23 protein-coding genes, 1 pseudogene and 1 riboswitch are annotated in these 25,567 nt (G+C 70.9%); of the genes and pseudogenes, 19 read left to right on the top strand and 5 right to left on the bottom strand.

All coding sequences use genetic code 11. The features are described from left to right. Positions 1 to 100: 100 nt before the first annotated feature. A complete protein-coding gene (locus tag RBXJA2T_RS15375; RefSeq protein WP_009858327.1) occupies positions 101 to 1,144 on the bottom strand; it encodes a carbamate kinase in 1,044 nt (347 codons plus the stop codon). Positions 1,145 to 1,418: 274 nt separating this feature from the next. On the opposite strand from RBXJA2T_RS15375, the gene RBXJA2T_RS15380 reads away from it, so the two are divergent. The 6 genes from RBXJA2T_RS15380 (at position 1,419) to allS (ending at position 8,871) form a co-directional block, all read left to right on the top strand. Beyond that, on the top strand, positions 1,419 to 2,675 hold the full coding sequence (locus RBXJA2T_RS15380) for an MFS transporter (protein WP_050801781.1): 1,257 nt from the start codon (positions 1,419 to 1,421) through the stop codon (positions 2,673 to 2,675). A gap of 70 nt (positions 2,676 to 2,745) precedes the next feature. Beyond that, complete coding sequence (locus RBXJA2T_RS15385; protein WP_009858329.1) at positions 2,746 to 3,990, top strand: MFS transporter; 1,245 nt, start codon at positions 2,746 to 2,748, stop codon at positions 3,988 to 3,990. 24 nt (positions 3,991 to 4,014) lie between these two features. Continuing rightward, positions 4,015 to 5,670: an acyl-CoA synthetase FdrA gene (gene fdrA / locus RBXJA2T_RS15390; protein ID WP_009858330.1), complete on the top strand. Its 1,656-nt coding sequence runs from the start codon at positions 4,015 to 4,017 to the stop codon at positions 5,668 to 5,670. Positions 5,671 to 5,687: 17 nt separating this feature from the next. Next, positions 5,688 to 6,953: a YlbE family protein gene (locus RBXJA2T_RS15395; protein ID WP_009858331.1), complete on the top strand. Its 1,266-nt coding sequence runs from the start codon at positions 5,688 to 5,690 to the stop codon at positions 6,951 to 6,953. Positions 6,954 to 7,003: 50 nt separating this feature from the next. Next, complete coding sequence (locus RBXJA2T_RS15400; protein WP_009858332.1) at positions 7,004 to 7,810, top strand: oxamate carbamoyltransferase subunit AllH family protein; 807 nt, start codon at positions 7,004 to 7,006, stop codon at positions 7,808 to 7,810. A gap of 68 nt (positions 7,811 to 7,878) precedes the next feature. Next, the gene (allS, locus tag RBXJA2T_RS15405) at positions 7,879 to 8,871 is read left to right on the top strand and encodes an HTH-type transcriptional activator AllS (protein ID WP_009858333.1); all 993 of its coding nucleotides are present in this window, start codon (positions 7,879 to 7,881) and stop codon (positions 8,869 to 8,871) included. A 228-nt stretch (positions 8,872 to 9,099) separates the two neighbouring features. Here the strand turns inward: allS and RBXJA2T_RS15410 are convergent, their stop codons facing one another. Continuing rightward, positions 9,100 to 10,836 carry a methyl-accepting chemotaxis protein gene (locus tag RBXJA2T_RS15410; RefSeq protein WP_029718679.1) on the bottom strand — a complete coding sequence of 579 codons (1,737 nt, stop codon included), beginning with the start codon at positions 10,834 to 10,836 and terminating at the stop codon, positions 9,100 to 9,102. A gap of 302 nt (positions 10,837 to 11,138) precedes the next feature. On the opposite strand from RBXJA2T_RS15410, the gene RBXJA2T_RS15415 reads away from it, so the two are divergent. Beyond that, a complete protein-coding gene (locus tag RBXJA2T_RS15415) occupies positions 11,139 to 11,729 on the top strand; it encodes a CBS domain-containing protein (RefSeq protein ID WP_029718678.1) in 591 nt (196 codons plus the stop codon). A gap of 18 nt (positions 11,730 to 11,747) precedes the next feature. Here RBXJA2T_RS15415 and RBXJA2T_RS15420 read toward each other — a convergent pair whose 3' ends face one another. After that, on the bottom strand, positions 11,748 to 12,215 hold the full coding sequence (locus RBXJA2T_RS15420; protein WP_009858336.1) for an outer membrane lipoprotein: 468 nt from the start codon (positions 12,213 to 12,215) through the stop codon (positions 11,748 to 11,750). A gap of 147 nt (positions 12,216 to 12,362) precedes the next feature. After that, positions 12,363 to 12,920 (bottom strand): HNH endonuclease, encoded by a 558-nt coding sequence (locus tag RBXJA2T_RS15425; protein WP_009858337.1) that lies wholly within the window; start codon positions 12,918 to 12,920, stop codon positions 12,363 to 12,365. Positions 12,921 to 13,091: 171 nt separating this feature from the next. On the opposite strand from RBXJA2T_RS15425, the gene RBXJA2T_RS15430 reads away from it, so the two are divergent. The 9 genes and pseudogenes from RBXJA2T_RS15430 (at position 13,092) to RBXJA2T_RS15470 (ending at position 22,766) form a co-directional block, all read left to right on the top strand. Further along, positions 13,092 to 13,745, top strand: a complete 654-nt coding sequence (locus tag RBXJA2T_RS15430) for a TetR/AcrR family transcriptional regulator (protein WP_009858338.1) — start codon at positions 13,092 to 13,094, stop codon at positions 13,743 to 13,745. A 33-nt stretch (positions 13,746 to 13,778) separates the two neighbouring features. Next, a complete protein-coding gene (locus tag RBXJA2T_RS15435) occupies positions 13,779 to 15,566 on the top strand; it encodes an acyl-CoA dehydrogenase C-terminal domain-containing protein (protein WP_009858339.1) in 1,788 nt (595 codons plus the stop codon). A gap of 47 nt (positions 15,567 to 15,613) precedes the next feature. Further along, positions 15,614 to 16,048, top strand: a complete 435-nt coding sequence (locus RBXJA2T_RS15440) for a DUF2147 domain-containing protein (protein WP_009858340.1) — start codon at positions 15,614 to 15,616, stop codon at positions 16,046 to 16,048. Positions 16,049 to 16,068: 20 nt separating this feature from the next. Further along, complete coding sequence (locus RBXJA2T_RS15445; RefSeq protein ID WP_009858341.1) at positions 16,069 to 18,465, top strand: 3-hydroxyacyl-CoA dehydrogenase/enoyl-CoA hydratase family protein; 2,397 nt, start codon at positions 16,069 to 16,071, stop codon at positions 18,463 to 18,465. Between the two features lie 13 nt (positions 18,466 to 18,478). Continuing rightward, positions 18,479 to 18,991 (top strand): endonuclease domain-containing protein, encoded by a 513-nt coding sequence (locus RBXJA2T_RS19865; protein ID WP_138938897.1) that lies wholly within the window; start codon positions 18,479 to 18,481, stop codon positions 18,989 to 18,991. Continuing rightward, positions 18,988 to 20,188, top strand: a pseudogene (locus RBXJA2T_RS15455) (acetyl-CoA C-acyltransferase). The gene RBXJA2T_RS19865 and the pseudogene RBXJA2T_RS15455 overlap by 4 nt, the downstream one beginning before the upstream one ends. Before the next feature lie 58 nt (positions 20,189 to 20,246). Next, positions 20,247 to 21,020 (top strand): enoyl-CoA hydratase, encoded by a 774-nt coding sequence (locus RBXJA2T_RS15460; RefSeq protein WP_009858344.1) that lies wholly within the window; start codon positions 20,247 to 20,249, stop codon positions 21,018 to 21,020. 166 nt (positions 21,021 to 21,186) lie between these two features. After that, the gene (locus tag RBXJA2T_RS15465) at positions 21,187 to 21,927 is read left to right on the top strand and encodes an SGNH/GDSL hydrolase family protein (protein ID WP_009858345.1); all 741 of its coding nucleotides are present in this window, start codon (positions 21,187 to 21,189) and stop codon (positions 21,925 to 21,927) included. Further along, complete coding sequence (locus RBXJA2T_RS15470) at positions 21,924 to 22,766, top strand: SDR family oxidoreductase (protein WP_009858346.1); 843 nt, start codon at positions 21,924 to 21,926, stop codon at positions 22,764 to 22,766. The genes RBXJA2T_RS15465 and RBXJA2T_RS15470 overlap by 4 nt, the downstream gene beginning before the upstream one ends. A 262-nt stretch (positions 22,767 to 23,028) precedes the next feature. Here RBXJA2T_RS15470 and RBXJA2T_RS15475 read toward each other — a convergent pair whose 3' ends face one another. Continuing rightward, on the bottom strand, positions 23,029 to 23,598 hold the full coding sequence (locus RBXJA2T_RS15475; RefSeq protein ID WP_009858347.1) for a TMEM165/GDT1 family protein: 570 nt from the start codon (positions 23,596 to 23,598) through the stop codon (positions 23,029 to 23,031). A gap of 22 nt (positions 23,599 to 23,620) precedes the next feature. After that, positions 23,621 to 23,785, bottom strand: a riboswitch (yybP-ykoY riboswitch). A gap of 93 nt (positions 23,786 to 23,878) precedes the next feature. Between RBXJA2T_RS15475 and RBXJA2T_RS15480 the strand changes: the two genes are divergently transcribed. From RBXJA2T_RS15480 to RBXJA2T_RS15490, 3 genes are read left to right on the top strand one after another with little or no spacing between them, the layout of a single operon-like run. Beyond that, positions 23,879 to 24,310 carry a DUF1924 domain-containing protein gene (locus tag RBXJA2T_RS15480; protein WP_009858348.1) on the top strand — a complete coding sequence of 144 codons (432 nt, stop codon included), beginning with the start codon at positions 23,879 to 23,881 and terminating at the stop codon, positions 24,308 to 24,310. 7 nt (positions 24,311 to 24,317) lie between these two features. Further along, complete coding sequence (locus RBXJA2T_RS15485; RefSeq protein WP_009858349.1) at positions 24,318 to 24,842, top strand: diheme cytochrome c; 525 nt, start codon at positions 24,318 to 24,320, stop codon at positions 24,840 to 24,842. Continuing rightward, complete coding sequence (locus tag RBXJA2T_RS15490) at positions 24,839 to 25,555, top strand: cytochrome b/b6 domain-containing protein (protein ID WP_009858350.1); 717 nt, start codon at positions 24,839 to 24,841, stop codon at positions 25,553 to 25,555. Before RBXJA2T_RS15485 ends, RBXJA2T_RS15490 begins: the two co-directional genes overlap by 4 nt. The last annotated feature ends 12 nt before the right edge of the window (positions 25,556 to 25,567 follow it).

Consider the following 25,567-nt stretch of genomic DNA (forward strand, 5'->3'; position numbering starts at 1 on the left):
GCGGCTCCTCCCGACCCGGGCCGGCCGCTCGTTTCATCCGACGCGGCGCGGGCCGCGTCAGGGGCCGCCATCTCCGGGGACGGGGCGGCCCGCGCGGTGCTCAGGCCGTCGCCAGCGCCGCGGGGGTGCGCAGCAAACGGCTGCCGGCAACGGCTGCCGCCTCGTCGTCGCCTTCGGTCTCGTGGTCGTGCACGATGTGCGTGCCGGTCTCGCCCATCAGCGCCGGCACCGCGGTCTCCAGGCTGGTGATGATCACGCGCCGGCCGCCGGTCTCGAGGAAGCGGATCGCCGCCTCGATCTTTGGCCCCATGCTGCCGGGCGGGAAGTGGCCCTCGGCCAGGTAACGCTTCATCTCGCTCAGCGAGGCGCGTGCCAGGTCGCGCTGCTGGGGCTGGCCGAAGTGGACGGCGACACGCGGCACGGCGGTCAGGATCATCATGTCGCGGATGCCCAGCACGTTGGCCATCACCGCCGCCGTCAGGTCCTTGTCGATGACGGCCTCGACGCCGCGGCGGCGGCCGGCCTCGTCGCGCAGCACCGGGATGCCGCCGCCGCCGCCGGCGATGACGACGGTGCGGCCGCACATCAGCGCCTCGACCAGCGAGACGTCGCAGATGTGCTTGGGCTTGGGCGAGGGCACGACGTAGCGCCAGCCGCGGCCCGAGTCCTCGCGCACCGTCACGCCCAGCTCGGCGGCCAGTGCCTTGGCCTGGGCTTCGCTGAAGAAGGGGCCGACCGGCTTGGTCGGGTTGGCGAAGGCCGGGTCGTGGCGGTCGACCTCGACCTGCGTCACCAGCCCGACGACGTGGCGCGGGTTGCCGGCTTCGCGCAGCGCGTTCTCGAAGGCCTGCGCCAGGATGTAGGCCAGCGCGCCCTGGGTCTGCGCCACCAGGATGTCCAGCGACTGCGGCGCCACGCGGTCCTGCGCCGCGGCGTTGGCCAGCAGCAGCTTGCCGACCTGCGGGCCGTTGCCGTGCACGACGACGAGCTGGTTGTCGAGTTCGAGCAGCGGCAGCATCGCTCGGGCCGTGGCCGCGGCGATCGCCTTCTGCTCCTCGGGCGTGCCGCGGCCCTCGGCCGGGTCGAGGGCGTTGCCGCCCACCGCGACGATCAGGCGGCGCGGAACGGAGAACGGTTGGGTCATCGCATGTGCTCCTGCAGAACGGTCAGTCTTTGCAAAAGCCATTGTCGAAACGCCGATCCCCACGTTCGTTCGAATCGGTCTCACAGTGCAATGCCGATCTTTCGAATCGCCACGAGGCCCTGAAACCGGCTCTTCCGGGTTTCGAACGGTCGCGATTGCATTGTTGAGAGCTGTTTGAAAGTCGCGGAAAACGATGCCTGGCACCTGCCCTCGGCGGGGTGTCGTGATGACACTGGCTGCGTCGTCAACTGAACGCAGCACAGAGGTAGAAGCAATGTCATCGATCACGACACCGGACCGCGGCCAGGAGGCCGCGACCGAGCGCAGGGCCGGGATACCCGGCTGGTGGATCACCGTGGCCGTGTTCTGGCTCGGCTGGATCTTCATGTACGCCGACCGCACGATCCTCAACCCGGTGATGAAGGACATCCAGACCGAGTTCGGCCTCAGCGCCACGCAGCTCGGCATCATCAGCAGCGCCTTCTTCCTGTCGTACGCGCTGCTGCAGGTGCCGGCCGGCGTGCTCGGCGACCGCATCGGCCGCAAGAAGGTGCTGGTGCCCGGCTTCCTGCTCTTCGGGCTGTTCACCGCGGTCAGCGGCATGGCCAGGAGCTTCGCCACCTTCATCGCCGCGCGGGTGGTCACCGGCGCCGGCCAGGGCACCTATTACGGGCCGCAGTACGGCATCGCCGCCGAGCAGATCCCGGCGCGCAACCGCTCGCTGGGCAGCGCGCTGATCAACTCCGGCATGGCCTTCGGCATCGCGCTCGGGCTGATGGTCTCGTCCTGGGTCGCGCACTCGCTGGGCTACGGCTGGCGCGCGCCGTTCTTCGTGATGGCCGTGCCGACGGTGGTGATGGCGCTGCTGATCTGGTGGCTGATCAAGGAGAACCCGCGGCCGCTCGGCGCCCAGGCGCAGGCGCAGTCGAACAAGGCGTCGTTCGTCGCGCTGCTGAAGAACCGCAACCTGCTGGTCACCTACGTGATGGTGTTCTGCTCGCTGTTCGGCTTCTTCATGATCCTCACCTGGCTGCCGTACTACCTGCAGACCGAGCGCGGCATCCCGGTCAAGGAGATCGGCAACATCAGCTCGCTGGTGGCCTGGGTGTCGATCCCCGGCGGCCTGCTGTTCGCCCAGGTCTCCGACAAGCTCGGCAAGCGCAAGCCGCTGGTCTTCGTGCTGGTGCCGATCGCCGCGGCCAGCCTGATCAGCATCGCCTGGCTGCAGGACGTGAACCAGGTCATCGCCGCGATCTGCGTCTACGGCTTCTTCGGCAAGCTGGCGCTGGACCCGGTGCTGATCGCCACGGTGGCCGACAACACGCCCAAGGAGAGCTACGGCACGGCCTTCGGCATCTTCAATTTCGTCGGCATGAGCTCGTCGATCCTGGCGCCGACGATCGCCGGCTTCGTGTCCGACGCCACCGGCAGCCTGGCCACCAACTTCTACATTTCGGCCGCCGTGCTCGCGGTCGGGATGATCGGCATGGGCTTCCTGCGCGAAACCCCGAAACAGGCCGCGACGGCGTGACCGGCTTGCTCCGTGCGGGCCGCCGGCCACGGCCGCCCCGGACGGAGCCCCACGCGACGGAGTTCCCCGAATGACTGCCCCGATCTGTCCCAAGCCGCTGCCGACCCGCGCGATCGACCGTCGCGTCGGCATCCCGGGCTGGTGGATCACCGTGTTCCTGTTCTGGCTCGGCTGGATCTTCATGTACGCCGACCGCACCGTGCTGAACCCGGTGATGAAGGACATCCAGACCGAGTTCGGCCTCAGCGCGACGCAGCTCGGCCTGGTCAGCAGCTCGTTCTTCCTGTCGTACGCGGTGCTGCAGATCCCGGCCGGCGTGCTCGGCGACCGCATCGGCCGCAAGAAAGTGCTGGTGCCCGGCTTCGTGCTGTTCGGCGTGCTGACGGCGGTGACCGGCGTCGTGCGCTCGTACTGGGAGCTGCTGCTGGCGCGCATCGGCACCGGCGCCGCCGAAGGCACCTACTACGGCCCGCAGTTCGGCATCAGCGCGGAGCAGATCCCGGCCGCGCACCGCTCGCTGGGCATGGCGCTGATCAACTCGGGCATGGCCTTCGGCATCGCGCTCGGGCTGATGGCCTCGAGCTGGGTGGCGCACACGCTGGAGCTGGGCTGGCGCACGCCGTTCTATTTCATGGCCGTGCCGACGGTGGTCACCGGGCTGCTGATCGCCTGGCTGATCAAGGAGAACCCGCGCCGCCCCGGCGCGCTGGCCGAGGCGCACACGCGCTCGTTCACCTCGCTGCTGAGGAACCGCAACCTGCTGGTCACCTACGTGATGGTGTTCTGCTCGCTGTTCGGCTTCTTCATGATCCTCACCTGGCTGCCGTACTACCTGCAGACCGAACGCGGCATCCCGGTCAAGGAGATCGGCAACGTCAGCTCGCTGGTGGCCTGGGTGTCGATCCCCGGCGGCCTGCTGTTCGCGCGCATCTCCGACAAGCTGGGCCGGCGCAAGCCGCTGGTCTTCGTGCTGGTGCCGATCGCCGTCGCCAGCCTGATCAGCATCGCCTGGCTGCAGGACGTGAACCAGGTGATCGTCGCGATCTGCGTCTACGGCTTCTTCGGCAAGCTGGCGCTGGACCCGGTGCTGATCGCCACCGTCGCCGACAACGCCCCCGAGGCGCGCTACGGCACGGCCTATGGCATCTACAACTTCGTCGGCATGTGCTCGTCGATCGTCGCGCCGACGATCGCCGGCTTCGTCTCCGACGCCACCGGCAGCCTGGCCGCCAACTTCTACATCTCCGCCGCCGTGCTGGCCTTCGGCATGGCGTGCATGGCCCTGCTGCGCGAGCGCCCCGGCGCCCGCGCCTGAACCCGATCCACGAAAGGATTCCCCATGTTGCACTGCTTCATCCTGAAAGGCAGTTTCCAGGACTCCGTCACCTTGATGGTGCTGTCGCGCGACCTGTCGGCGCTGCCCGGCGTCGTCAAGGCCTCGGTGATGATGGGCACACCCGCCAACAAGGACGTGTTCCGCGAGACCGGCCTGTGGCACGACACGCTGGACGAGGCCACGCCCAGCGACGTCTGCGTCATCGTCGACTGCGAGGACGCGGCGCGTGCCGCCGCCGTGCTCGAAGAGCTGAAGACGCGGCTGGCCGACGTCGCCAGGAGCCGGCGCGCCTCGGGCTACCCGGTGGCGCGCAGCTGGCGCCGCGCCCGCCAGCTGGTGCCCGACGCCAAGGTCGCGCTGATCTCGGTGGCCGGCCACTACGCCGCCGACGTCGCGCGACAGGCGCTGGACGACGGCTGCCACGTGATGATGTTCTCCGACAACGTGTCGGTCGAAGCCGAGGTCGAGCTCAAGCTTGCGGCGCGCCGCCGCGGCCTGATCGTCATGGGCCCGGACTGCGGCACCTCGGTCATCGGCGGCGTGCCGCTGGCCTTCGCCAACCGCATGCCCAAGGGGCCGATCGCGGTGATCGGCGCCTCGGGCACCGGCATCCAGGAGATCTGCTCGCAGATCGCCGCGCGCGGTGCCGGCATCACGCACGCCATCGGCCTCGGCGGCCGCGATCTGTCGGCGGCGGTCGGCGGCATCAGCGCGCTGACGGCGATCGACTTCGTCGCTGCCGACGCCGCCAGTCGCGTCGTCGTCTTCGTCTCCAAGCCGCCGGCGCCGGAGGTCAAGGCGCGCGTGCTGGCGGCGCTGAAGCTGATGCAGCGGCCGGTGGTCGCGCTCTTCCTCGGCGACCGCCAGGCCGTGCGCCGCGACGGCAACGTGCACTTCGCACAGACGCTGGACGGCGCCGCGGCGCTGGCGGTGGACCTGGCCAACGTCGACTCGCAGGCCTCGCACCAGCCTTCGGCCAGCGGCCTGGGCATCTGCGGCCTGTACACCGGCGGCACGCTGGCCGCCGAGGCGGCGCAGCTGCTGGCCGACGCGCTGGGGCTGCACGCCGACGAGACGCACGCCGAGGGCTACATGCTGCGCAGCGGCGGCCACCGCGTCATCGACCTCGGCGACGACCTCTACACCCGCGGCCGGCCGCACCCGATGATCGATCCGACGCTGCGCAACGAGATGATCCGCGCGCTGGCCGACGAGCCGACCTACGGCGTGCTGCTGCTCGACGTCGTGCTCGGCTACGGCGCCAACGCCGACCCGGCCGGCGTCACCGCGCGTGCCGTCGCCGAGATGCGCGCCGGGCGTGGCGGCGCGCCGATCACGGTCATCGCCACGCTGACCGGCACCGACCAGGACCCGCAGGACCGCGCCAGCCAGGCCGCCAAGCTGGAGGAAGCCGGCATCGTGATCGCCGAGAGCACGCGCACCGCGGTCGAGCTGGCGCTGCGCCTGGTGCAGCCGCCGGTGGCCGGCATCGGCGCGCCGCCGCCGCTGCTGGCCGCACCGCCGGCGATCGTGAACATCGGCCTGCGCGGCTTCGCCGACGAACTGCAGGCCGGCGGCACGAACGTCGTCCATTACCTCTGGGAACCGATCGCGGGCGGCAATCAACGCCTGCAGCGGCTGGTCGCCGCACTGCAATGACGAAACGGAGCGATTCCATGTACGAAACCATCAACGAAGCCAACGAAGCCGTCATCAACGAGATCAAGCGTGCGCGGCCCCGCCTCGTCGACGTGCGGCCTGCCGCCGACTGCATCCCGGTGCTGCGCGAAGGCAGGACGCTGCTGCACGCCGGCCCGCCGATCGCCTGGGCCGACATGACCGGCCCGATGCAGGGCGCGGTGCTCGGTGCCGCGATGTTCGAAGGCTGGGCGCGCGACGCCGAAGAGGCCGAACGCCTGGCCGCCAGCGGCGAGATTCGCTTCACGCCCTGCCACGACCATTCGGCCGTCGGCCCGATGGGCGGCATCACCTCGGCATCGATGCCGGTGCTGGTGGTGCTCAACGAGGTCCAGGGCAACATGGCCTTCTGCAACCTCAACGAAGGCATCGGCAAGGTGATGCGCTTCGGCGCCTTCGAAGGCGAGGTGCAGACCCGCCTGGCCTGGATGCGCGACGTGCTCGGGCCGGTGCTGTCGCAGGCGCTGGGCATGGTTCCCGGCGGCATCGACCTGTCGGTGCTGATGGCGCAGGCGATCACGATGGGCGACGAGTTCCACCAGCGCAACATCGCCGCCTCGGCGCTGCTGCTCAAGCTGCTGGCGCCGGACATCGCCGCCTGCGAGGCCAGCACCCAGCACAAGGAGGAGGTGCTGCGTTTCCTCGGCCGCACCGACCAGTTCTTCCTCAACGTCGCGATGGCCTATTGCAAGTGCGTGATGGACGCCGGCGCGACGGTCGAGGCCGGCACCATCGTCACCGCGATGACGCGCAACGGCCGCGACTTCGGCATCCGCGTCAGCGGTACCGGCAAGCGCTGGTTCACGGCGCCGGTCAACACGCCGGCGGGCCTGTTCTTCTCCGGCTTCAGCCAGGACGACGCCAACCCCGACATCGGCGACTCGGCGATCACCGAGACGCTGGGCATCGGCGGCGCGGCGATGATCGCCGCCCCGGGCGTCACGCGCTTCGTCGGTGCCGGCGGCTTCAGCGACGCGCTGGAGACCAGCGAGGAGATGCGCGAGATCTACGTCGACAGCTCGCCGATGTTCCAGATCCCGACCTGGGACTTCCAGGCCGCGTGTCTGGGGCTGGACGTGCGCCGCGTCGTCGAGACCGGCATCACGCCGGTCATCAACACCGGCATCGCGCACCGCAAGGCCGGCATCGGCCAGGTCGGCGCCGGCACCGTGCGGCCGCCGCGCGGCTGCTTCGAGAAGGCGCTCGAAGCAGTGGCCGAGACCGTCGGCGTGACGGCCGACTGAAGGCCTGGCCCGGGCCCGGCGATGGCGGCGCGACGATCGGACAGCAGATCATGAGTGCCGCCGTTGCCACCCGCGTGCGAGCGCTGGCGCTCAGCGAGGCCGCGGCGCGTGCGCTGGACGGTCGCGTCGCCACCGTCGCAGCGCTGCACCGCCGCGGCTTCAGCGTCGTCGTGGCGGGCGGCGAGCCGATCTTCGTCGGCCCGCCGGGCGCCGGGCTGCTGCCGCTGCACGTCGTCGTGCGCCGCGACAGCTTCGAGACGCTGCGGCGCCGGCTCGGCATCGGCGAACGCCTGCGCTGGGACCTGAGCGCGGCGCGGCGCTGGCAGCTCGGCCTGGGCCGCCGCCATGCGTTGCCCGAGCTGGACGCCGGCGTCGCCCGCGTCGCCGACTGGCTGCGCTCGCAACCGCCAGCCAACGGCTTCGGCGGCGCCCAGGCGCAGGTGCTGGCGGCCGACGGCCGCCTGCGGCAGGCGCTGCAGGCCGCCGCCGACGGCCCGACGGCGCCGGCGCTGCTGCAGCTGATCGGCCGCGGCGCCGGCTCGACTCCGGCCGGCGACGACGCGCTGATCGGCGCGCTGGCGCACGGCTGGCTCGTCGACGGCGCCGACAGCCCGCTGCGCCGGGCGCTGCTGCCCTGGCGCGAGGCGCTCGGGGCGCTGACGACGCCGCTGGGCGCCGGTTATCTGCGCCGCGCGCTCGACGGTGTCTTCGGCAGCCACCTGATCCAGCTCTGCCGCGCGCTGCCCGCGGCCGGTGAGCGGCTGGACACGCGCGCGCGCCGTGTCGCGCAGCACGGCGCCAGCTCCGGCATCGACACGCTGCTCGGCTTCGTCGCCGCGCACGAAGGGCGCCGCTAACATCGACCGACCCGCTCCGACCCCCGTTCAGCGCCGCTGTCGCGCCGGACGCGACCCGCCGACTTCCCGTGTCCCGCTCTCCCAACCTCGACCCCGAAGCGCTGCGCACCTTCGTCGCGGTCGCGCAGCTGCGCAGTTTTTCCGCCGCCGCCGACCTGCTGCACAAGACGACCTCGGCGATCTCCTACCGCATCAAGTCGCTGGAAGACAGCGCCGGCGTGCCGCTGCTGCAGCGCACCACGCGCACCGTGACGCTGACGCCCGCCGGCGAGGTGCTGCTGACGCGCGCCAGCCAGATCTTCGACTGGATGCAGACGCTGCCGCGCGAGCTGGAGCAGGCCAACGCCGGCGTCGAGTCGGAGCTGGTCATCGTCGTCAACAACCTGCTGCACGACAGTGCCGCGATGTCCGAGCTGCTGGCGCACCTGCACGAGCGTTTCCCGTACACGACGATCAAGGTGCGTTTCGGCGTCTACATGGGCGTCTGGGACGAGCTGGTGCACAACGGCGGGCGCATCGGCATCGGCGCGCCGGGGTTCCACACCATCAACGACGACTTCGCCACGTTGCCGCTGGGCGAGATCCGCTGGGTCTTCGTCGTCGCGCCGAGCCATCCGCTGGCGCGCCAGCGCGAACCGCTGGGCAACGACGCGCTGCGGCCGTATCCGGCGGTCAACGTCGAGGACACCTCGCAGCGCATGAAGAAGCGCACCGCCTGGCGGCTGCCCGGCCAGCAGGAGCTGCTGGTGCCCGACCTGGCGACCAAGATCGCCTGCCACGAACGCGGGCTGGGCGTCGGTTTCCTGCCGGCGGCGCGCGCGCGTGCGGCGCTACGCGCCGGCACGCTGGTCGAGCGCACGGTGAGTTATCCGCGCTCGTCGTCGCCGCTGTCGCTGGCCTGGCCGACGCAGGGCGCCGGCGCCGTCACGGCCTACATCCACGAGCTGTTCGCCACGCGCGACCGGCTGGCGCTGCCTTTCCTGAGCCCGCTGGTGCCGCCGCCCGAATCCGCGCCGCCGTCCGGCGAGGGCGAAGAGCCGGAAGCCGCTGGCGTCGCCTGAGGCCGCGGCGTCGCGCCTCGGTCCGGTCCCGCCGCAGCAGGCGGGCCGCCCTCGGGTCGAGCCGGATGGGCGCTTGGACGCGCCGGATGAATGAACTTTTCCCGGTGGGGGCCACGCGGCGTGCGGTCAGGCGCGTGCGCCGGCACGGCGGCTCGGTGTCGTGCCGCGGTGGCCGCAGCCGGCGGCTGCAGGCCGGGCGCGCCGCAGCGTCACGACGGCCGCCCGGCCTCAGAAGGTCTGCCAGTCGTCGTCGGCGGTCTCGGCCTTGGCGGTCGTGAGCGGCGCCGCCGCGGCGACCGGCGCCGGGCGCACCGCGGCCGGACGCGGCGCTGCCGGGCGGCGTGAGGGGGCTGCCGTCGGTGTCGTCACCGCCGGTGCCACGGTCGCCACCACCGGCGGCGTCGGCGCCACCGCGGGCGCCGCGGCCGTTCGGCCGGCGACGCGGAACACCGCCACGGCGTCGACCAGCTGGCGTGCCTGGGTGCGAAGGCTCTCGGCGGCGGCGGCGCTCTCCTCGACCAGCGCGGCGTTCTGCTGCGTCGCCTGGTCCATCTGCGCCACGGCTTCGCCGACCTGGGCGACACCGTCGCTCTGCTCGGCGCTGGCGCTGCTGATCTCGCCGACGATGTCGGCCACGCGGCGGATCGACGCCAGCACGTCCTGCATCTTCGCGCCGGCCTGATGGACCAGCGCATTGCCGCTGTCCACGCGTTCGACGCTGGTGCCGATCAGCGACTTGATCTCGCGTGCCGCCTCGGCCGAGCGCTGCGCCAGGATGCGCACCTCGCCGGCGACGACGGCGAAGCCGCGGCCCTGCTCGCCGGCACGCGCCGCCTCGACGGCGGCGTTGAGCGCCAGGATGTTGGTCTGGAACGCGATGCCGTCGATGACGTTGATGATCTCGGTGATGCGGCGCGAACTCTCGCTGATGCCGTCCATCGTCTGCACGACCTGGCCGACCATCTGCCCGCCTTCGGTGGCCACGGCGCTGGCCGCGGCGGCCAGCTGGTTGGCCTGCATCGCGTTGTCGGCGTTCTGGCGCACGGTGGCGTTGAGCTCCTCCATTGACGCGGCGGTCTGCTGCAGCGCGCTGGCCTGCTGCTCGGTGCGCGCCGACAGGTCGGCGTTGCCGTGCGCGATCTGGTGGCTGGCGGTGGCCACGCCGTCGGCCGACTCGCGCACCTCGGCGACGATGCGTGCCAGGCTGGCCTGCATGCCGGCCAGGGCCTGCAGCAGGCGGGCGGTCTCGTCGCGGCCCTCGGCGACGATGGTCGCCGACAGGTCGCCGGCGCCGATCGCTTCGGCGGTGCGCACGGCGCGTTCGATCGGCCGCGTGATCGACCGCGTCGCGACGATGGCGAAGCCGGCGCCCAGCAGCGTGGCCAGCAGCGCGCCGATGGCGATCGTCCACTGGCTGCGTTCGGTCGCCGCGGCGAGCCCGGCCTGGCTGGCCTCCAGCAGCTCCTGCGAATGCGCGGCCACCGCGTCCAGCGCCTTCTGGTAGTCCTGGGCCACCGGCAGCAGCAGGGTGTCGACGTCGGCATACACCGACTCGCCGCGTTCGACCCGCTCGTTGAGCTCGCGGCGCACGTCGGTGTAGCGCACGCGCACGTCGGCGACCTTGGCGATCAGCGCCTTGCCTTCGGCGTCGTCGACCATCGCCACCAGCGCCTTGTGCACCACCGCGGTCTCGGTCGAGATCTGCTCGACGTCCTGCTTCATCTGGGCCTGCAGCGCCGGGTCGGAGCTCTTCAGCGAGGCCGAGACCTTGGTCCAGCTGATGCGGAGGTTGGTCGCCCACTGGCTGGCGAGCTTGCTGCGCTGCTCGTCCTTCTGCACGATGGCCTCGCTGGCGGCGCGCAGCTCGCCGAGTTGCCAGATGGCCGCCGCCGCGACGGCGACGGTGATCGTCAACACGAGCCCGAAGGCCAGTCCGAGGCGGGCGCCGATGCGCAATTGGTTCATGCTGCTCCAGAAATGCTCGGTGAACGGCGTGAGCGTCGACTGGCGGACGCCGCAACCACTGCCTTCGGTATCGGCGCCGCCTTGACGCACTTCATGCGCGCGGACCGAAGTGGGGGTCGAGCGTGAATTCCTGCACGCCCGAAATCCACGAAAAGCATGCAGTCAATGAAAACGCAATTGCTTGCGGTGGCGTTGTGGCTCGCGATGCTTGAGCAATGTCATGCGATGCAAGCGGGAATCCATGATGTCCTCGGCGCAGCCGAGCGCGTACCGTGTCCGCGTCGGAACCTGCGGAGGTGCCCATGAGCCTGGAGACCCCCTTGTCCACCCGCAGCCTGGAGGCCGGCGCCGTGCTGGCGCAGGCCCAGCCGTGGCAGAGCTTCCCGGTGACGCTCGATTCGGCGGCGGTGTCGGTGATGACCGACCTCACGCAGGTCAAGGCGGCCACCGTCGCGCCCGGCGCGACGCTGCGCCAGGCCGAGCAGACGATGATCTACCAGGGGGTCCGGCTGCTGTTCGTCGTCGCCGAGTGGCCGGCGATCGAGGGCCTGATCACGAGCACCGACCTGCGCGGCGAACGTGCGCTGCGTCTGGTGCAGGAACGCGGCCTGCGCTGGGCCGAGATCACCGTCGGTGACGCGATGACGCCGCGTTCGCGGCTCGACGCCATCGAGCATTCCCGGCTGCAGGGCGCGCGGGTGGGCCATCTGGTGGCCACGCTCAAGCGCCTGGGGCGCAACCACCTGCTGGTGGTCGACGGCGGCGGCCCGGGCGTGCCGCCGCGGCTGCGGGGGATCGTCTCGCGCTCGCAGATCGAGCGCCAGCTGGGCCGGCCGGTCGACGTGGTGCCGGTGGCGACCAGCTTCGCCGACCTGCCGCAGATGCTGGCCTGAGCCGGCCGCGCCCGCGTGTTACTGGGCGCGCGTAACCTGCGGCGCCTTGCTCACGCGCACCTTGCCGCCGGTGGTCACGATGATGACCGCGTCGCCGGGCTGGAGGTTCTCGTTGCCCTTGGCCTGCACGATGGCGCGGCGTTCGCCGCTGCGCAGCTGCACGAGGATCTCGACCGCGTCCTCGCGCGTGCCCATGCGCTCGACGGCGTTGCCGACGACGGCGCCGGCCACCGCGCCGAGCACGCCGACGGCGACGCTCTCGCGCCGGCCACCGACGCTGGAGCCGGCGATGCCGCCGATCACGCCGCCGCTGACGCCGCCGATGCCGCTCTGCGAGCCTTCGACGACGACCGGCCGGGTCGACAGCACGGTGGCGTCGATGACGGTGCTCATGCGCTGCGCGTCACCGGGGCTGATGACGTCGGGGCTGGTGGTGGAACAGGCCGCCAGTGCCAGCACGGCGGCGGCGGCGATCAGGCGCTTCATCGCGGGGAACCTCCTCATGACAGTGCAACGTCCCCGGCCGGGGCGCGTTGACACGCCGATGGTGCCGCAAAGCCGCGCCGTGGAAGGCGCGGCTGAAGACCGGAGGCGGTAAAGATACGTTGCGCGCCGCGGCGTCGCGGCGGCCGTTCAGCTGTGCAGCCGGCTGCTGCGAGGCACCGAGGCCAGCAGGAAGTCCATCTGGTCGGCGACGATGCGCCGGCCGCGCAGGATCATGTCCTCGTGCAGGCTGGGCACGTAGGGCAGGTACAGCAGCGTCATGTGCGCCTCTTCGGGCAGGCGGTCGGCCTTGTGGCCGTTGCAGCCGCGGCAGGCGGTGATGCAGTTCATCCAGCTGTCGGCACCGCCGCGCGAGACCGGCACGATGTGCTCGCGCGTCAGGTCGTCGAACGCGAAGTGGCCGCCGCAGTAGGCGCAGATGCCGCGGTCGCGCACGAACAGCTTGTGGTTGGTGATCGCCGGCGTGTGCCGCCAGGCGCGGCTGGGGATCGCGCCGCGCACCGCGATGATCGGGTGCACCTCGATGCGCGACTGCAGCCCGGTGGCGCGCTGGATGCCGCCGCGCAGCACCTGGAAAGCCTTGCCCAGCGTCCAGGCGATGCCGTCGCTGGCATAAAGGACCGCGGCCTCGCGAGGCGTGATCCACGCCTGTGGCCGACCCGACACATCGAGTTGCAGCACATCCATGAACGGGCAGCGTAAACAAGATCCGTGCCCGTCGCAACCACGCTTTGATGACAGGCAGGGGGGGCTCGCGACCCTCTAGGGACTTTCCCGGGGCAATGCCCCCAATGGCTGGTCGGCGCAAGCCCGAATCGGCAAAATAGAACGATCGTTCGATTTTTTGCCCATCGAAACTTGGCCTCTTCCACCACCTCCCGCCAGCCGTCGGCGAAATCGCTGCAGAAGGGTCAGCAGACCCGCGCCGCGATCCTCGACGCGGCGCTGGGCCTGGCCTCGCACATGGGGCTGGAGGGGCTGTCGATCGGCACGCTCGCCGAGATGATGCAGATGAGCAAGTCGGGCGTCTTCGCCCACTTCGGCTCGCGCGAGGAGCTGCAGATCTCGGTCATCCGCGAGTACCACACGCGTTTCGAGGAAGAGGTCTTCTTCCCGGCGATGGCCGAGGCGCGCGGCCTGCCGCGGCTGCGGGCGCTGTTCGAGCGCTGGATCCGTCGCGTCTCGGTCGAGCTGGACTCGGGCTGCATCTACATCAGCGGCGCGGTCGAGTTCGACGACCGGCCCGGCCCGGTGCGCGACGCGCTCGTCTCGATGGTGCGCGCCTGGCACCTGGCGCTGCAGCGCGCGATCGCGATGGCCGTCGAGGAAGGCCATCTTCGTCCCGAAACCGACCCGTCGCAGCTGCTGTTCGAGATGCACGGGCTGATCCTCGCGCTGCACCACGATGCCCGGCTGCTGCGCAACACCGGGGTGCTCGACCGCGCGCGGCGCGGCTTCGAGCGCCTCGTCGCCGACTGGCAGCCGCCGGCGGCCCCCGAAACGCGGACCTGAATTCCGTCTCACATCCTCTCCAGGAGCGCTTCCATGTCTTACACCCCGCCGCTTCGCGACCTGCAGTTCGTCATGCACGAGGTGCTCGACGTCGCCTCGACGCTCAAGCAGCTGCCGCGTCACGCCGAGATCGACGCCGACACGATCAACGCCGTCATCGAGGAGGCCGGCAAGTTCGCCGCCGGCGTGGCCGCGCCGATCAACGCCAGCGGCGACGCCGAAGGCTGCACGCTGGACCCCGCGACGCACGCGGTGCGCACGCCCAAGGGCTTCAAGCAGGCCTACGAGCAGTACGTCGAAGGCGGCTGGCCCGCGCTGAGCTGCGACCCGGCCTTCGGCGGCCAGGGCCTGCCGGTGCTGCTGAACCAGTGCCTGTACGAGATGCTGAACTCGGCCAACCAGGCCTGGACGATGTATCCCGGCCTGTCGCACGGCGCCTACGAGTGCCTCAGCGCGCACGGCACCGAGTGGCAGAAGAACACCTACCTGCCCAAGCTGACCAGCGGCGAGTGGACCGGCACGATGTGCCTGACCGAGCCGCACTGCGGCACCGACCTCGGCATGCTGCGCACCAAGGCCGAGCCGCAGCCCGACGGCACGTACAGGATCACCGGCCAGAAGATCTTCATCTCCGCCGGCGAGCACGACATCACGCCGAACATCGTGCACCTGGTGCTGGCGCGCCTGCCGGACGCGCCGGCCGGCAGCAAGGGCATCTCGCTGTTCGTCGTGCCCAAGTTCCAGGTCGCGGCCGACGGCTCGATCGGCGAGCGCAACGGCATCTACTGCACCGCCGTCGAGCACAAGATGGGCATCCACGGAAACGCGACCTGCCAGCTGTCGCTGGAAGGCGCCGTCGGCACGCTGGTCGGCGAGCCCAATCGCGGCCTGCAGGCGATGTTCGTGATGATGAACGCCGCCCGCCTGGGCGTCGGCTGCCAGGCCCTGGGCCTGACCGAGACGGCCTACCAGATGGCCGTGGCCTACGCCAAGGACCGCATCCAGATGCGCAGCCTCACCGGCCCGAAGGCGCCGGACAAGCCGGCCGACCCGATCATCGTGCACCCCGACGTGCGCAAGATGCTGCTGACCGCGCGCGCCTACGCCGAGGGCGGCCGTGCGCTGGCGCTGTACACCGCGCTGCTGCTGGACCGCGAGATCGCCTCGGACGACGAGGACGAACGCGCCGAGTGCGCCGACCTCGTCGCGCTGCTCACGCCGATCGTCAAGGCCTTCATGACCGACAACGCCTGGATCGCGACCTCGCACTGCATGCAGGTCTTCGGCGGCAGCGGCTACATCCGCGGCACCGGCATCGAGCAGTTCGTGCGCGACGCGCGCATCAACATGATCTACGAAGGCACGAACACCGTGCAGTCGCTGGACCTGCTGGGCCGCAAGGTGCTGGGCGACAACGGCAAGAAGCTGAAGAAGTTCGGCAGGATCGTCGCCGAGTTCATCGAGGAAGAGGGCGTCAACGAATCGATGCAGGAGTTCGTCAACCCGCTGGCCGACCTGGGCGACAAGGTGACCAAGCTGACGACCGAGCTCGGCATGAAGGCGATGCGCAACACCGACGAGGTCGGTGCCGCCGCGGTCGACTACCTGCGTGTCTGCGGCCACCTCGTGTTCGCCTACTTCTGGGCGCGCATGGCCAAGGTGGCGCTGGAGAAGCAGGGCTCGGGCGACCCGTTCTACACCGCCAAGCTGCACACCGCGCGCTTCTACTTCGCCAAGCTGCTGCCCGAGACCGCCGGCCTGATCCGCACGGCGCGTTCGGGTTCCGACGCGCTGATGGCGATGGACGAGTCGCTGTTCTGACCCCCGACGGGCCCGCCCGAGTCCCGCGACAACGAAGGAGACAAAGCATGCACACGCGCAACTGGATCGCTCTCGCACTCGCCGCCGCGTCGTCGGTGGCGATGGCCCAGGCCACGCCGCAAGGCCTGTGGCGCACGATCGACGACGAGACCGGCAAGGAGAAGTCGCTGGTGCGCATCGTCGACAACGGCGGCGTGCTCGGCGGGCGCATCGAGAAGCTGCTCGACCCCGCCAAGCAGGACAGCAAGTGCGACAAGTGCAGCGACGCCCGCAAGGGCCAGCCGGTGCTGGGCATGACCATCCTCGAGAACGTGCGCAAGAACGCCGACGAGTCCTACTGGGACGGCGGCACGATCCTCGACCCGAACAACGGCAAGAGCTACCGCGTGCGCCTGACGCCCAAGGACGGCGGCAAGACGCTCGAGGTGCGCGGCTTCATCGGGCCCTTCTATCGCAACCAGACCTGGCAGCGGGTCGAATGAACACCAACCAGGAGCAATCCGTGAATCGATTCCACGTCCGCAAGGTCGCCGTGCTCGGCGCCGGCGTGATGGGCGCGCAGATCGCCGCCCATCTGGTCAACGTCAACGTGCCGGTCGTGCTGTTCGACCTGCCGGCGAAAGATGGCCCGAAGAACGGCGTCGTCACCAAGGCCGTCGACGGCCTGAAGAAGCTCAAGCCCGCGCCGCTGGGCGTGCCCGAGGACGCCGCGCGCATCGTCCAGGCCAACTACGAGGAACACCTGCACCTGCTCGCCGAGTGCGACCTCGTCATCGAGGCCATCGCCGAGCGCATGGACTGGAAGCTGGCGCTGTACGAGCGAATCGCCGGCTCGCTGGCGCCGCACGCCATCGTCGCCAGCAACACCTCGGGCCTGTCGATCACCAAGCTCGCCGAGGCGTTGCCGGAAGCGATCCGCCCGCGCTTCTGCGGCATCCACTTCTTCAACCCGCCGCGCTACATGTACCTCGTCGAGCTGATCGCCACCCCGGCGACGCAGCCCGAGGTGCTGGACCAGCTCGAGGCCTTCGTCACCACCGCGGTCGGCAAGGGCGTCGTGCGCGCCAAGGACACGCCGAACTTCATCGCCAACCGCGTCGGCATCGCCGGCATGCTGGCGACGATCCACGAGGCGCAGCAGTTCGGCCTGACGGTCGAGGTCGTCGACGACCTGACCGGCAAGAAGCTCGGCCGCGCCAGCTCGGGCACCTTCCGCACCGCGGACGTGGTCGGCCTGGACACGATGGCGCACGTCATCAAGACGCTGCAGGACAACCTCGCCGACGACCCTTTCTACCCCAGCTACGCCACGCCGCCGGTCCTGAAGGCGCTGATCGACAAGGGCGCGCTGGGGCAGAAGTCGGGCGCCGGCTTCTACCGCAAGGACGGCAAGACCATCCTGCGGCTGGACTTCGCCAGCGGCGAGTACGTGCCCTCGACCGGCAAGGCCGACGAGATCGTCGCGCGCATGCTGAAGAAGGCGCCGGCCGACCGCCTGAAGCTGCTGCGCGAGAGCAGCAACGCGCAGGCGCAGTTCCTGTGGGCCATCCTGCGCGACGCCTTCCACTACGCCGCGGTGCACCTGGAGGCGATCGCCGACAACGCGCGCGACGTCGACTTCGCGATGCGCTGGGGCTTCGGCATGCAGCAGGGCCCGTTCGAGCTCTGGCAGGCCGCCGGCTGGAAGCAGGTCGCGGAATGGGTCAAGGCCGACATCGACGCCGGCAAGGCGCTGTCGTCGGCGCCGCTGCCGGCCTGGGTCTTCGAGGGCCCGGTCGCCGAGGCCGGCGGCGTGCACACCGCCGCCGGGTCGTGGAGCCCGTCGCGCCAGGCCTTCGTGCCGCGCAGCGCGCTGGCGGTCTACGGCCGTCAGCACTTCCCGGAGAACGTGCTCGGCTCGGGCGCCAAGGGCGCGCTCGAATCCGGCACCGAGGTCTTCCGCAATGAAGACGTGCGCGTCTGGACGCTCGACGGCGAGGTGCTGATCCTCAGCATCACCTGCAAGCTGCACCTGATCAGCCAGGCGGTGACCGAAGGCCTGGTGAAGGCCATCGAACTCGCCGAAGCCGGCTACAAGGCGCTGGTGATCTGGTCGCCGGACGACGTGTTCTCGGCCGGCGCCAACCTCGAGTCGATGCTGCCGGTGTTCATGAAGTCCGGCTCCAAGGGCATCGCGCCCGAGGTCAAGAAGCTGCAGGACGCGGTGTTGAAGATGCGCTACGCGCAGGTGCCGGTGGTCGCGGCGATGCGCGGCCTGGCGCTGGGCGGCGGCTGCGAGCTGTCGGTCTACGCCTCGCGCCGTGTCGCGGCGATGGAAACCTACGTCGGCCTCGTCGAGGTCGGCGTCGGCCTGCTGCCGGCGGGCGGCGGCCTGACCTACATCGCGCGCCGCGCCGCGCAGATGGCGGCGGCCGGCAACGCCAACGCCGACATCCTGAAGTTCCTGACCGACGGCTTCACCAACGCCGCGATGGCCAAGGTGGGCACCAGCGCCATCGAGTCGCGCAAGCTCGGCTACCTGATCGACGGTGACGTCATCGTGCCGAACAAGGACGAGCTGCTGTTCGTCGCCACGGCCCAGGCCAAGGCGATGGCCGACAGCGGCTGGCGCCCGCCGGCGAAGGTGGCCTTCCCGGCGGCCGGCCGCAACGCGCTGGCGACGATCAAGGGCCAGCTCGCCAACATGCGCGACGGCGGCTTCATCAGCGCGCACGACTTCCACATCGCGACGCTGATCGCCGAGGTCTGCTGCGGCGGCGACGTCGACGCCGGCTCGCTGGTGACCGAGGAGTACCTGATGACGATGGAGCGCGAGCGCTTCTGCTCGCTGCTGGACAACCCCAAGACCCAGGAACGCATCATGGGCATGCTGCAAACCGGCAAGCCGGTCAGGAACTGAAGGGGCCGCGGTGATGCCTGTGCGCGCCTCCTCTTCCTCCCTCTCCCGCTCGCGGGAGAGGGCCGGGGTGAGGGCGCGCGCGCTGCGGCAGAACTCGACCGAAGCAGAGCGCCTGATGTGGTCGCGCCTGCGCGACCGCCGCCTCGCAGGCCACAAGTTTCGTCGCCAGCATCCGCAAGGCCCTTTCTTCGCCGACTTCGCCTGCCTGGATGCCATGCTCGTCGTCGAAGTCGATGGTGGCCAGCATTACGAGCCGGACGCCGTGGCGGCTGACGCACGACGAACCGCAGCGCTGCAGCGGGCCGGTTTCGAGGTGCTGCGTTTCGATAACCGCCAGGTTCTGGCGGAGACGGACGCGGTACTGGCCGTGATCCTGGAGCGGCTGCAGGCGCGCAGCCCTCACCCCAACCCTCTCCCGCAAGCGGGAGAGGGAGCAAATCAAGGCCCTCTGCCGCAAGCGGGAGAGGGGGTCGAACGAGATACGCCCGCGTCGGCGGGACAACGCAACCCAAGGAGCTCGCCATGAGCAAGCAAGTGCAAGACGCCTACATCGTCGCCGCCACGCGCACCCCGATCGGCAAGTCCGGCCGCGGCTATTTCAAGAACACGCGGCCCGACGACCTGCTCGTCGCCGCGGTGCGCCACGCGCTGTCGCAGGTGCCATCGCTGGACCCGAAGGCCATCGAGGACGCGGTCATCGGCTGCAGCTTCCCCGAAGGCGAGCAGGGCATGAACATGGCGCGTGCCGCGATGGTGCTCGCCGGCCTGCCGCACTCGGTGGGCGGCGTCACCGTCAACCGCTTCTGCGCCAGCGGCATCACCGCGCTGCAGATGGCCGCCGACCGCATCCGCGTCGGTGAGGCCGACGTGATGATCGCCGGCGGCGCCGAGAGCATGAGCCTGGTGCCGATGGGCGGCAACAAGCCGAGTTTCAACCCCGAGGTCTTCGCCCGCGACGAGAACATCGGCATCGCCTACGGCATGGGCCTGACGGCGGAGAAGGTCGCCCAGCAGTGGAAGGTCGGCCGCGAGGCCCAGGACGCGTTCGCGCTCGAGTCGCACCAGCGTGCGATCCGCGCGATGGACGCCGGCGAGTTCGCCGACGAGATGACCCCGTTCACCGTCGTCGACCGCCAGCCCGATCTCGCCACCGGCCAGGTGATCACGAAGACGCGCACCGTCACCCTCGACGAGGGCGCGCGCCGCGACACCTCGCTCGAAGGCCTGGCCAAGCTGAAGCCGGTGTTCGCCGCCAAGGGCAGCGTCACCGCCGGCAACAGCTCGCAGACCAGCGACGGCGCCGGCGCGCTGATCGTCTGCAGCGAGAAGGCGCTGAAGACCTTCGACCTGAAGCCGCTGGCGCGTTTCGTCAGCTTCGCGGTGCGCGGCGTGCCGCCGGAGATCATGGGCATCGGCCCGATCGAGGCCATCCCGGCGGCGCTGCGTGCAGCCGGCATCAGCCAGGACGACCTCGACTGGATCGAGCTGAACGAAGCCTTCGCCGCGCAGTCGCTGGCGGTGATCGATTCGCTCAAGCTCGACCGCGCCAAGGTCAACCCGATGGGCGGCGCGATCGCGCTGGGCCACCCGCTGGGCGCCACCGGCGCGATCCGCGCCGCCACCGTCGTGCACGCGCTGCGCCGCAAGCAGCTCAAGTACGGCATGGTGACGATGTGCATCGGCATGGGGGCAGGGCGCCGCCGGTATCCTGGAGCGCTGCTGAAGCCCACGCCCGCGCCGCGGCGGCCCGGCGCGGGCCCCCAACCCCGGAGGAGACACGCATGAGCATCAAGACCGCCACGCTCGCGGGCGTCGCGACGATCGAGATCGCGCGCCCCGAGAAGAAGAACGCGCTGACGATCGCGATGTACGAGACGATGGCCGCGGCGCTGGAAGCCGCGGTCGCCGACCCGGCCGTGCGCGCAGTGCTGATCACCGGCCAGCCCGGGATCTTCACCTCGGGCAACGACATCGAGGACTTCATGGCGCGGCCGCCGGCCGAGGGCCCCGAGGCGATGGACTCGCCGGTCTTCCGCTTCATGCGCGCGCTGCTGAACTGCGACAAGCCGGTCGTCGCCGCCGTCACCGGCGCGGCCATCGGCATCGGCACGACGATGCTGCTGCACTGCGACTTCGTCTACGTCAGCGACGAGGCGCGGCTGGCGATGCCGTTCACCAGCCTGGGGCTGGTGCCGGAGTTCGCGTCCAGCCTGATGGTGCCGCAGCTGATGGGCCACGCCCGTGCCGCCGAGAAGCTGCTGCTCGGTGACGCCTTCACGCCCGAGCAGGCGGTGGACTGCGGCATCGCCAACGCCGTGCTGCCGGCCGGCGAAGTGGTCGCTCACGCGCGCCGCGTCGCGGAGCGTTTCAACGCGCTGCCGCCGGGTGCCGTGCGCGAGAGCAAGCAGCTGCTGCGTGGCCCGACGCGCGCCGCGGTGCTGGAGGCGATGCGCACCGAAGGCGAACGTTTCACGCGACGTTTGCGCAGCCCCGAAGCGATGGAGGCCTTCCAGGCCTTCTTCCAGAAGCGCAAGCCCGACTTCAGCAAGTTCTGACCCACGGGGCGGCGCCGCGGCGCCCCCCTCGAACCGATTCCCGGTCTGGCACGCGCTTCGCATCGTGTGACCCGACCGAACCGGCGCCCGCGTGGCGCCCTGCCAGGAGTGTTTGCCCGCCGCGAATCCCCGCGTTGACCCCACCGTCCTTCGGAAGGAGCCGACCATGTCCCGTGCCGTGATGCTGATGCTGACCCCGCTGCTGCTGGCCCAGGCCGTGCACACCCGCCAGCGAATGCCCAAGCTGCCCGAGGCCGACGGGGAACGACACGGAAGCTGCGGCGAAGGCCCGCGGCTGCGGCTGCTGATCGCCGGCGACTCGTCGGCGGCCGGCGTCGGCGTGCTGCACCAGCGTGCGGCGCTGGCGCACCCGATGGCCGAGCTGATCGCCGAACGTGCCCAGGCGCGGGTCGACTGGCGCCTCGTCGCGCGCTCCGGCATGACGACGGCGCAGACGCTGCACCTGCTGCAGCGCGAGGACCTGCCGAGCTTCGACGTTGCCGTCATCGTCACCGGCGTCAACGACATCGTCGACCGCGTGCCGCTGCACCACGCGATCGCCGCGCGCGAGCGCCTGGCGGACTGGCTGCGCGGTGCGCTGCACGTGCGCCACGTTGCCTTCGCCGCGCTGCCGCCGGTGCACCAGTTTCCCGGCCTGCCGCAACCGCTGCGCTGGTGCGCCGGCAGCGAGGCGGTGCGCCACGACCGGGCGCTGGACCGCTGGGCTGCGGCCTACCCGGGTGTGTCGCGTGTCGACATGGGGCTGCAGCTCGAGCCCCAGGTCATGGCCGTCGACGGTTTCCATCCCGGCGAACCGGCGTACCGCTATTGCGCGGCCGTCATCGCCGAACACGTCGCCGGCCGTGTCTGGCCGGCCATCAGAAAGAAAGAGGAGACGACCGCATGAGCGATACCCGCAGCCTGCAGGGCCGCACGCTGTTCATCACCGGCGCGAGTCGCGGCATCGGCCTGGCGATCGCGCTGCGCGCGGCGCGCGACGGCGCCAACGTCGTGCTGGTGGCCAAGACCAGCGATCCGAACCCCAAGCTGCCCGGCACCGTGCACGAGGCCGCCGAGCAGGTGCGTGCCGCCGGCGGCCAGGCGCTGGCCGTGCCGACAGACATCCGCGACGACGCGGCCGTCGCCGCGGCGGTGGCCGCGGCCGTCGAACGTTTCGGCGGCATCGACATCCTGGTCAACAACGCCAGCGCGATCAGCCTGACGCCGACCGCGGCGACGCCGATGAAGCGTTTCGACCTGATGTTCGGCGTCAACGTGCGCGGCACCTACGCCTGCACCCAGGCCTGTCTGCCGGCGCTGACGGCCAGCGCACGCGCCGGCCGCAACCCGCACGTGCTGAACATGAGCCCGCCGCTTTCGATGCGCGAGCACTGGTTCAAGGGCCACGTCGCCTACACGATGGCCAAGTACGGCATGAGCGAGTGCACGCTGGGCCACGCCGGCGAGTTCCGCCCGCTGGGCATCGCCGTCAACAGCCTGTGGCCGCGCACCGCGATCGCCACCGCGGCGCTGCAGATGATCCCGGGCGTGGACGTCAAGCTCTGCCGCAAGCCCGAGATCCTGGCCGACGCCGCCTGGTTCATCCTGACCAGCGACGCCCGGGCGACGACCGGCAACTTCTTCATCGACGACGAGCTGCTGGCCGCCAACGGCGTGACCGACCTCGACCCTTACGCCGTCGTCCCGGGGACGAAGAACTTCATCCCCGACTTCTTCATTGATTGAGCCCCCAAGCTCGCATTCGCTCGCTACGCCCGAGGGGCCGGGCCATGTGGCCCCGCGCGGCCTGCAAGGCCGTCCGCCGACGCCCCAGAAGACGGGGTCAGGTCTCGTGAGACCTGACCCCAGCGGCGCCCGGCGCGGCCTGCAAGGCCGTCCGCCGACGCCTCAGAAGACGGGGTCAGGTCTCGTGAGACCTGACCCCCCAGTGGCGCGTGACCCCAGCGGCGGCTGACGGCCCGCCCGGTGCGGGCCGCGCCCGGGCGTCTCAGAACAAGCTGCCGACGTTCAGCAGCGTCAGCACGCCCAGCACCGCGAAGATCGCGGCGCTGACGGCGTGCACGACACGCATCGGCACCAGCCGGCTGACGCGGTCGCCGAAGAAGACCGCCGGCACGTTGGCCAGCATCATGCCGAAGGTGGTGCCGGCGACCACCGCCCACAGGTCGCTGAACCGGGCCGCCAGCGCGACGGTGGCGATCTGCGTCTTGTCGCCCATCTCGGCGAGGAAGAACGCGATCACCGTCGTGCCGAAGACGCCGAAGCGCCCGGTGCCGCCCTCGACCTCGTCGGCCTCGTCGGGGATCAGCATCCACACCGCCATCGCGAGGAAGCTGCCGCCGATCACCCAGCGCAGCAGGTCCGGGCCCATCCAGCGTGCGACGGTGTCGCCGACGATGCCGGCCAGCGCGTGGTTGACGAGGGTGGCGACGAGCACGCCGAGGATGATGGGCACCGGGCGCTTGAAGCGCGCGGCCAGCAGCATCGCCAGCAGCTGCGTCTTGTCGCCCATTTCGCCGAGCGCGACGAGGCCGGTGGAGATCAGGAAGGCTTCCAAGAGACGAATCCGATACGGGCCGGCATGACCGGAGCTTGACCACGCCGCGACCCCGGCCCATTCGGAGGCGGCGCAGTCAGCGGTCTTGCCAGGCTGGGGGCTGTCCGGACCATGGCCCCTGAGGGCCAAGCGTGTTGGCGCGGACCCCTGCCGGGCGGCAGGGCGGCTACTCCCCGATGACGAGTGCGGGCGCGATTCTAGGCGCAAGCCGCGGCGCGGCCGCGAGCTTAAGAGGACCCTAAGACGCCCCCGGCAGCATCCCGTCCCAAGGAGAGCTGCCATGAACCACCCGTCCCGATCCCGCCGATTCCGCCTGCCCTCGCGCGCCGTCGTCGCCACCACCGCGGTCGCCGTTGTCGCCGTGCTCGCCGCCTGCCCGACGCTGGCCGCCCCCAACGACCTGCTCGCGCGCTACGCCGCCGAAGCCGGCCGCGCGCCCGACGCCGCGCGTGGCCAGCAGTGGTACGCCGCGCGCCACGCCAACGACTGGAGCTGCGCGTCCTGCCACGCCGAGCGCCCCACCGCCGAAGGCCGACACGCCAGCACGAACCGCACGATCGCGCCGCTGGCGCCCGCCGCGAACCCGAAGCGCTTCAGCGACGAGGCCAAGGTCGAGAAGTGGTTCCGCCGCAACTGCAAGGACGTGCTCGAACGCGCCTGCACCCCGGCCGAGAAGGCCGACGTGCTGGCCTGGCTGCTGACGCTGAAGTGAGGCCACGATGAAGAAGCTGTTTGCGACCCGCAGCCTCGCGCTGGCCAGTGCCGCACTGCTCGTCGCCGGTCTGGCCGGCGCCGCCGCCGCCTGGGCTCACCGCCACGGCGACGACGAGCACGAACGCCACGAGCGCCGCGACCGCCGCGCCGCCGTCGCCCCGCTGCCGGCCTACGAGCAGGAATGCGGTGGCTCCTGCCACATCGCCTACCCGGCCGGCATGCTGCCGGCGGAGTCCTGGAAGCGCCTGATGGCCGGCCTGGACCAGCACTACGGCAGCGACGCCTCGATCGACGCCGCGACGCAGGCGAGCATCGCCGCCTGGCTGGACGCCAACGCCAGCCGTCGCGCGCGCACCGCGCCGCCCGAGGATCGCATCACGCGCAGCGCCTGGTTCGAGCGCAAGCACGACGAGGTGCGCGCCGCGGTCTGGAAGCGCAAGGCCGTCGGCAGCCCGGCCAACTGCGCCGCCTGCCATCCGCGCGCCGAACAAGGCGATTTCGAAGAAGACGACGTGAAGATCCCGAAATGAACGCTTCCAACGACCGCCAGCGCCGTCTGGTCTGGGACCTGCCGGTGCGCCTGTTCCACGGCCTCATCGTCGTCTGCTTCGCCGGTGCCTGGCTGACGTCAGAGAGCGAGCGCCATGCGCTGCTGCACGAGACGCTGGGCTACACGCTGGCCGGGCTGATCGTCTGGCGCCTGGTCTGGGGCCTGGTGGGCACGCGCCACGCGCGTTTCGGCGACTTCGTCACCGGCCCGGGCGCGGTGCTGCGCTACCTGAAGAACGTCGCCCGGCGCACACCCGAGCACCACGTCGGCCACAACCCGGCCAGCGCGCTGGCGATCGTCGTGCTGCTGATGATGGGCCTGGTGCTCGGCGCCAGCGGCTGGGCGCTGCAGCAGGACGTCGGCGGCGAATGGGTCGAGGAGCTGCACGAGCTGGCCGCCAACGTCTTCCTGCTGACCGCCATCGGCCACGTCGTCGGCGTGCTGCTGGCCAGCCGCATGACCGGCGAGAACCTGCCGCGCAGCATGGTCGACGGGCTGAAGATCGCGCCGCCGGAGCAGGCCATCCGCTCGTCGTGGCGCAGCGTCGCGGCACTGCTGCTGGCTGCGGTGCTGGGCTTCTGGGTGCTGCAGTGGCGCGATGTCGGCGCCGCGGACGCCGACGCTGCGGTGGCCTCGGCCGGCCACCACGGCCCGGCGCGCCAGGGTGGCGCGCCCGACGGCGACGACGACTGAGCCGGCTCCGCC

The sequence above is a fragment of the Rubrivivax benzoatilyticus JA2 = ATCC BAA-35 genome, from assembly GCF_000190375.1.
Lineage (GTDB): Bacteria > Pseudomonadota > Gammaproteobacteria > Burkholderiales > Burkholderiaceae_C > Rubrivivax > Rubrivivax benzoatilyticus.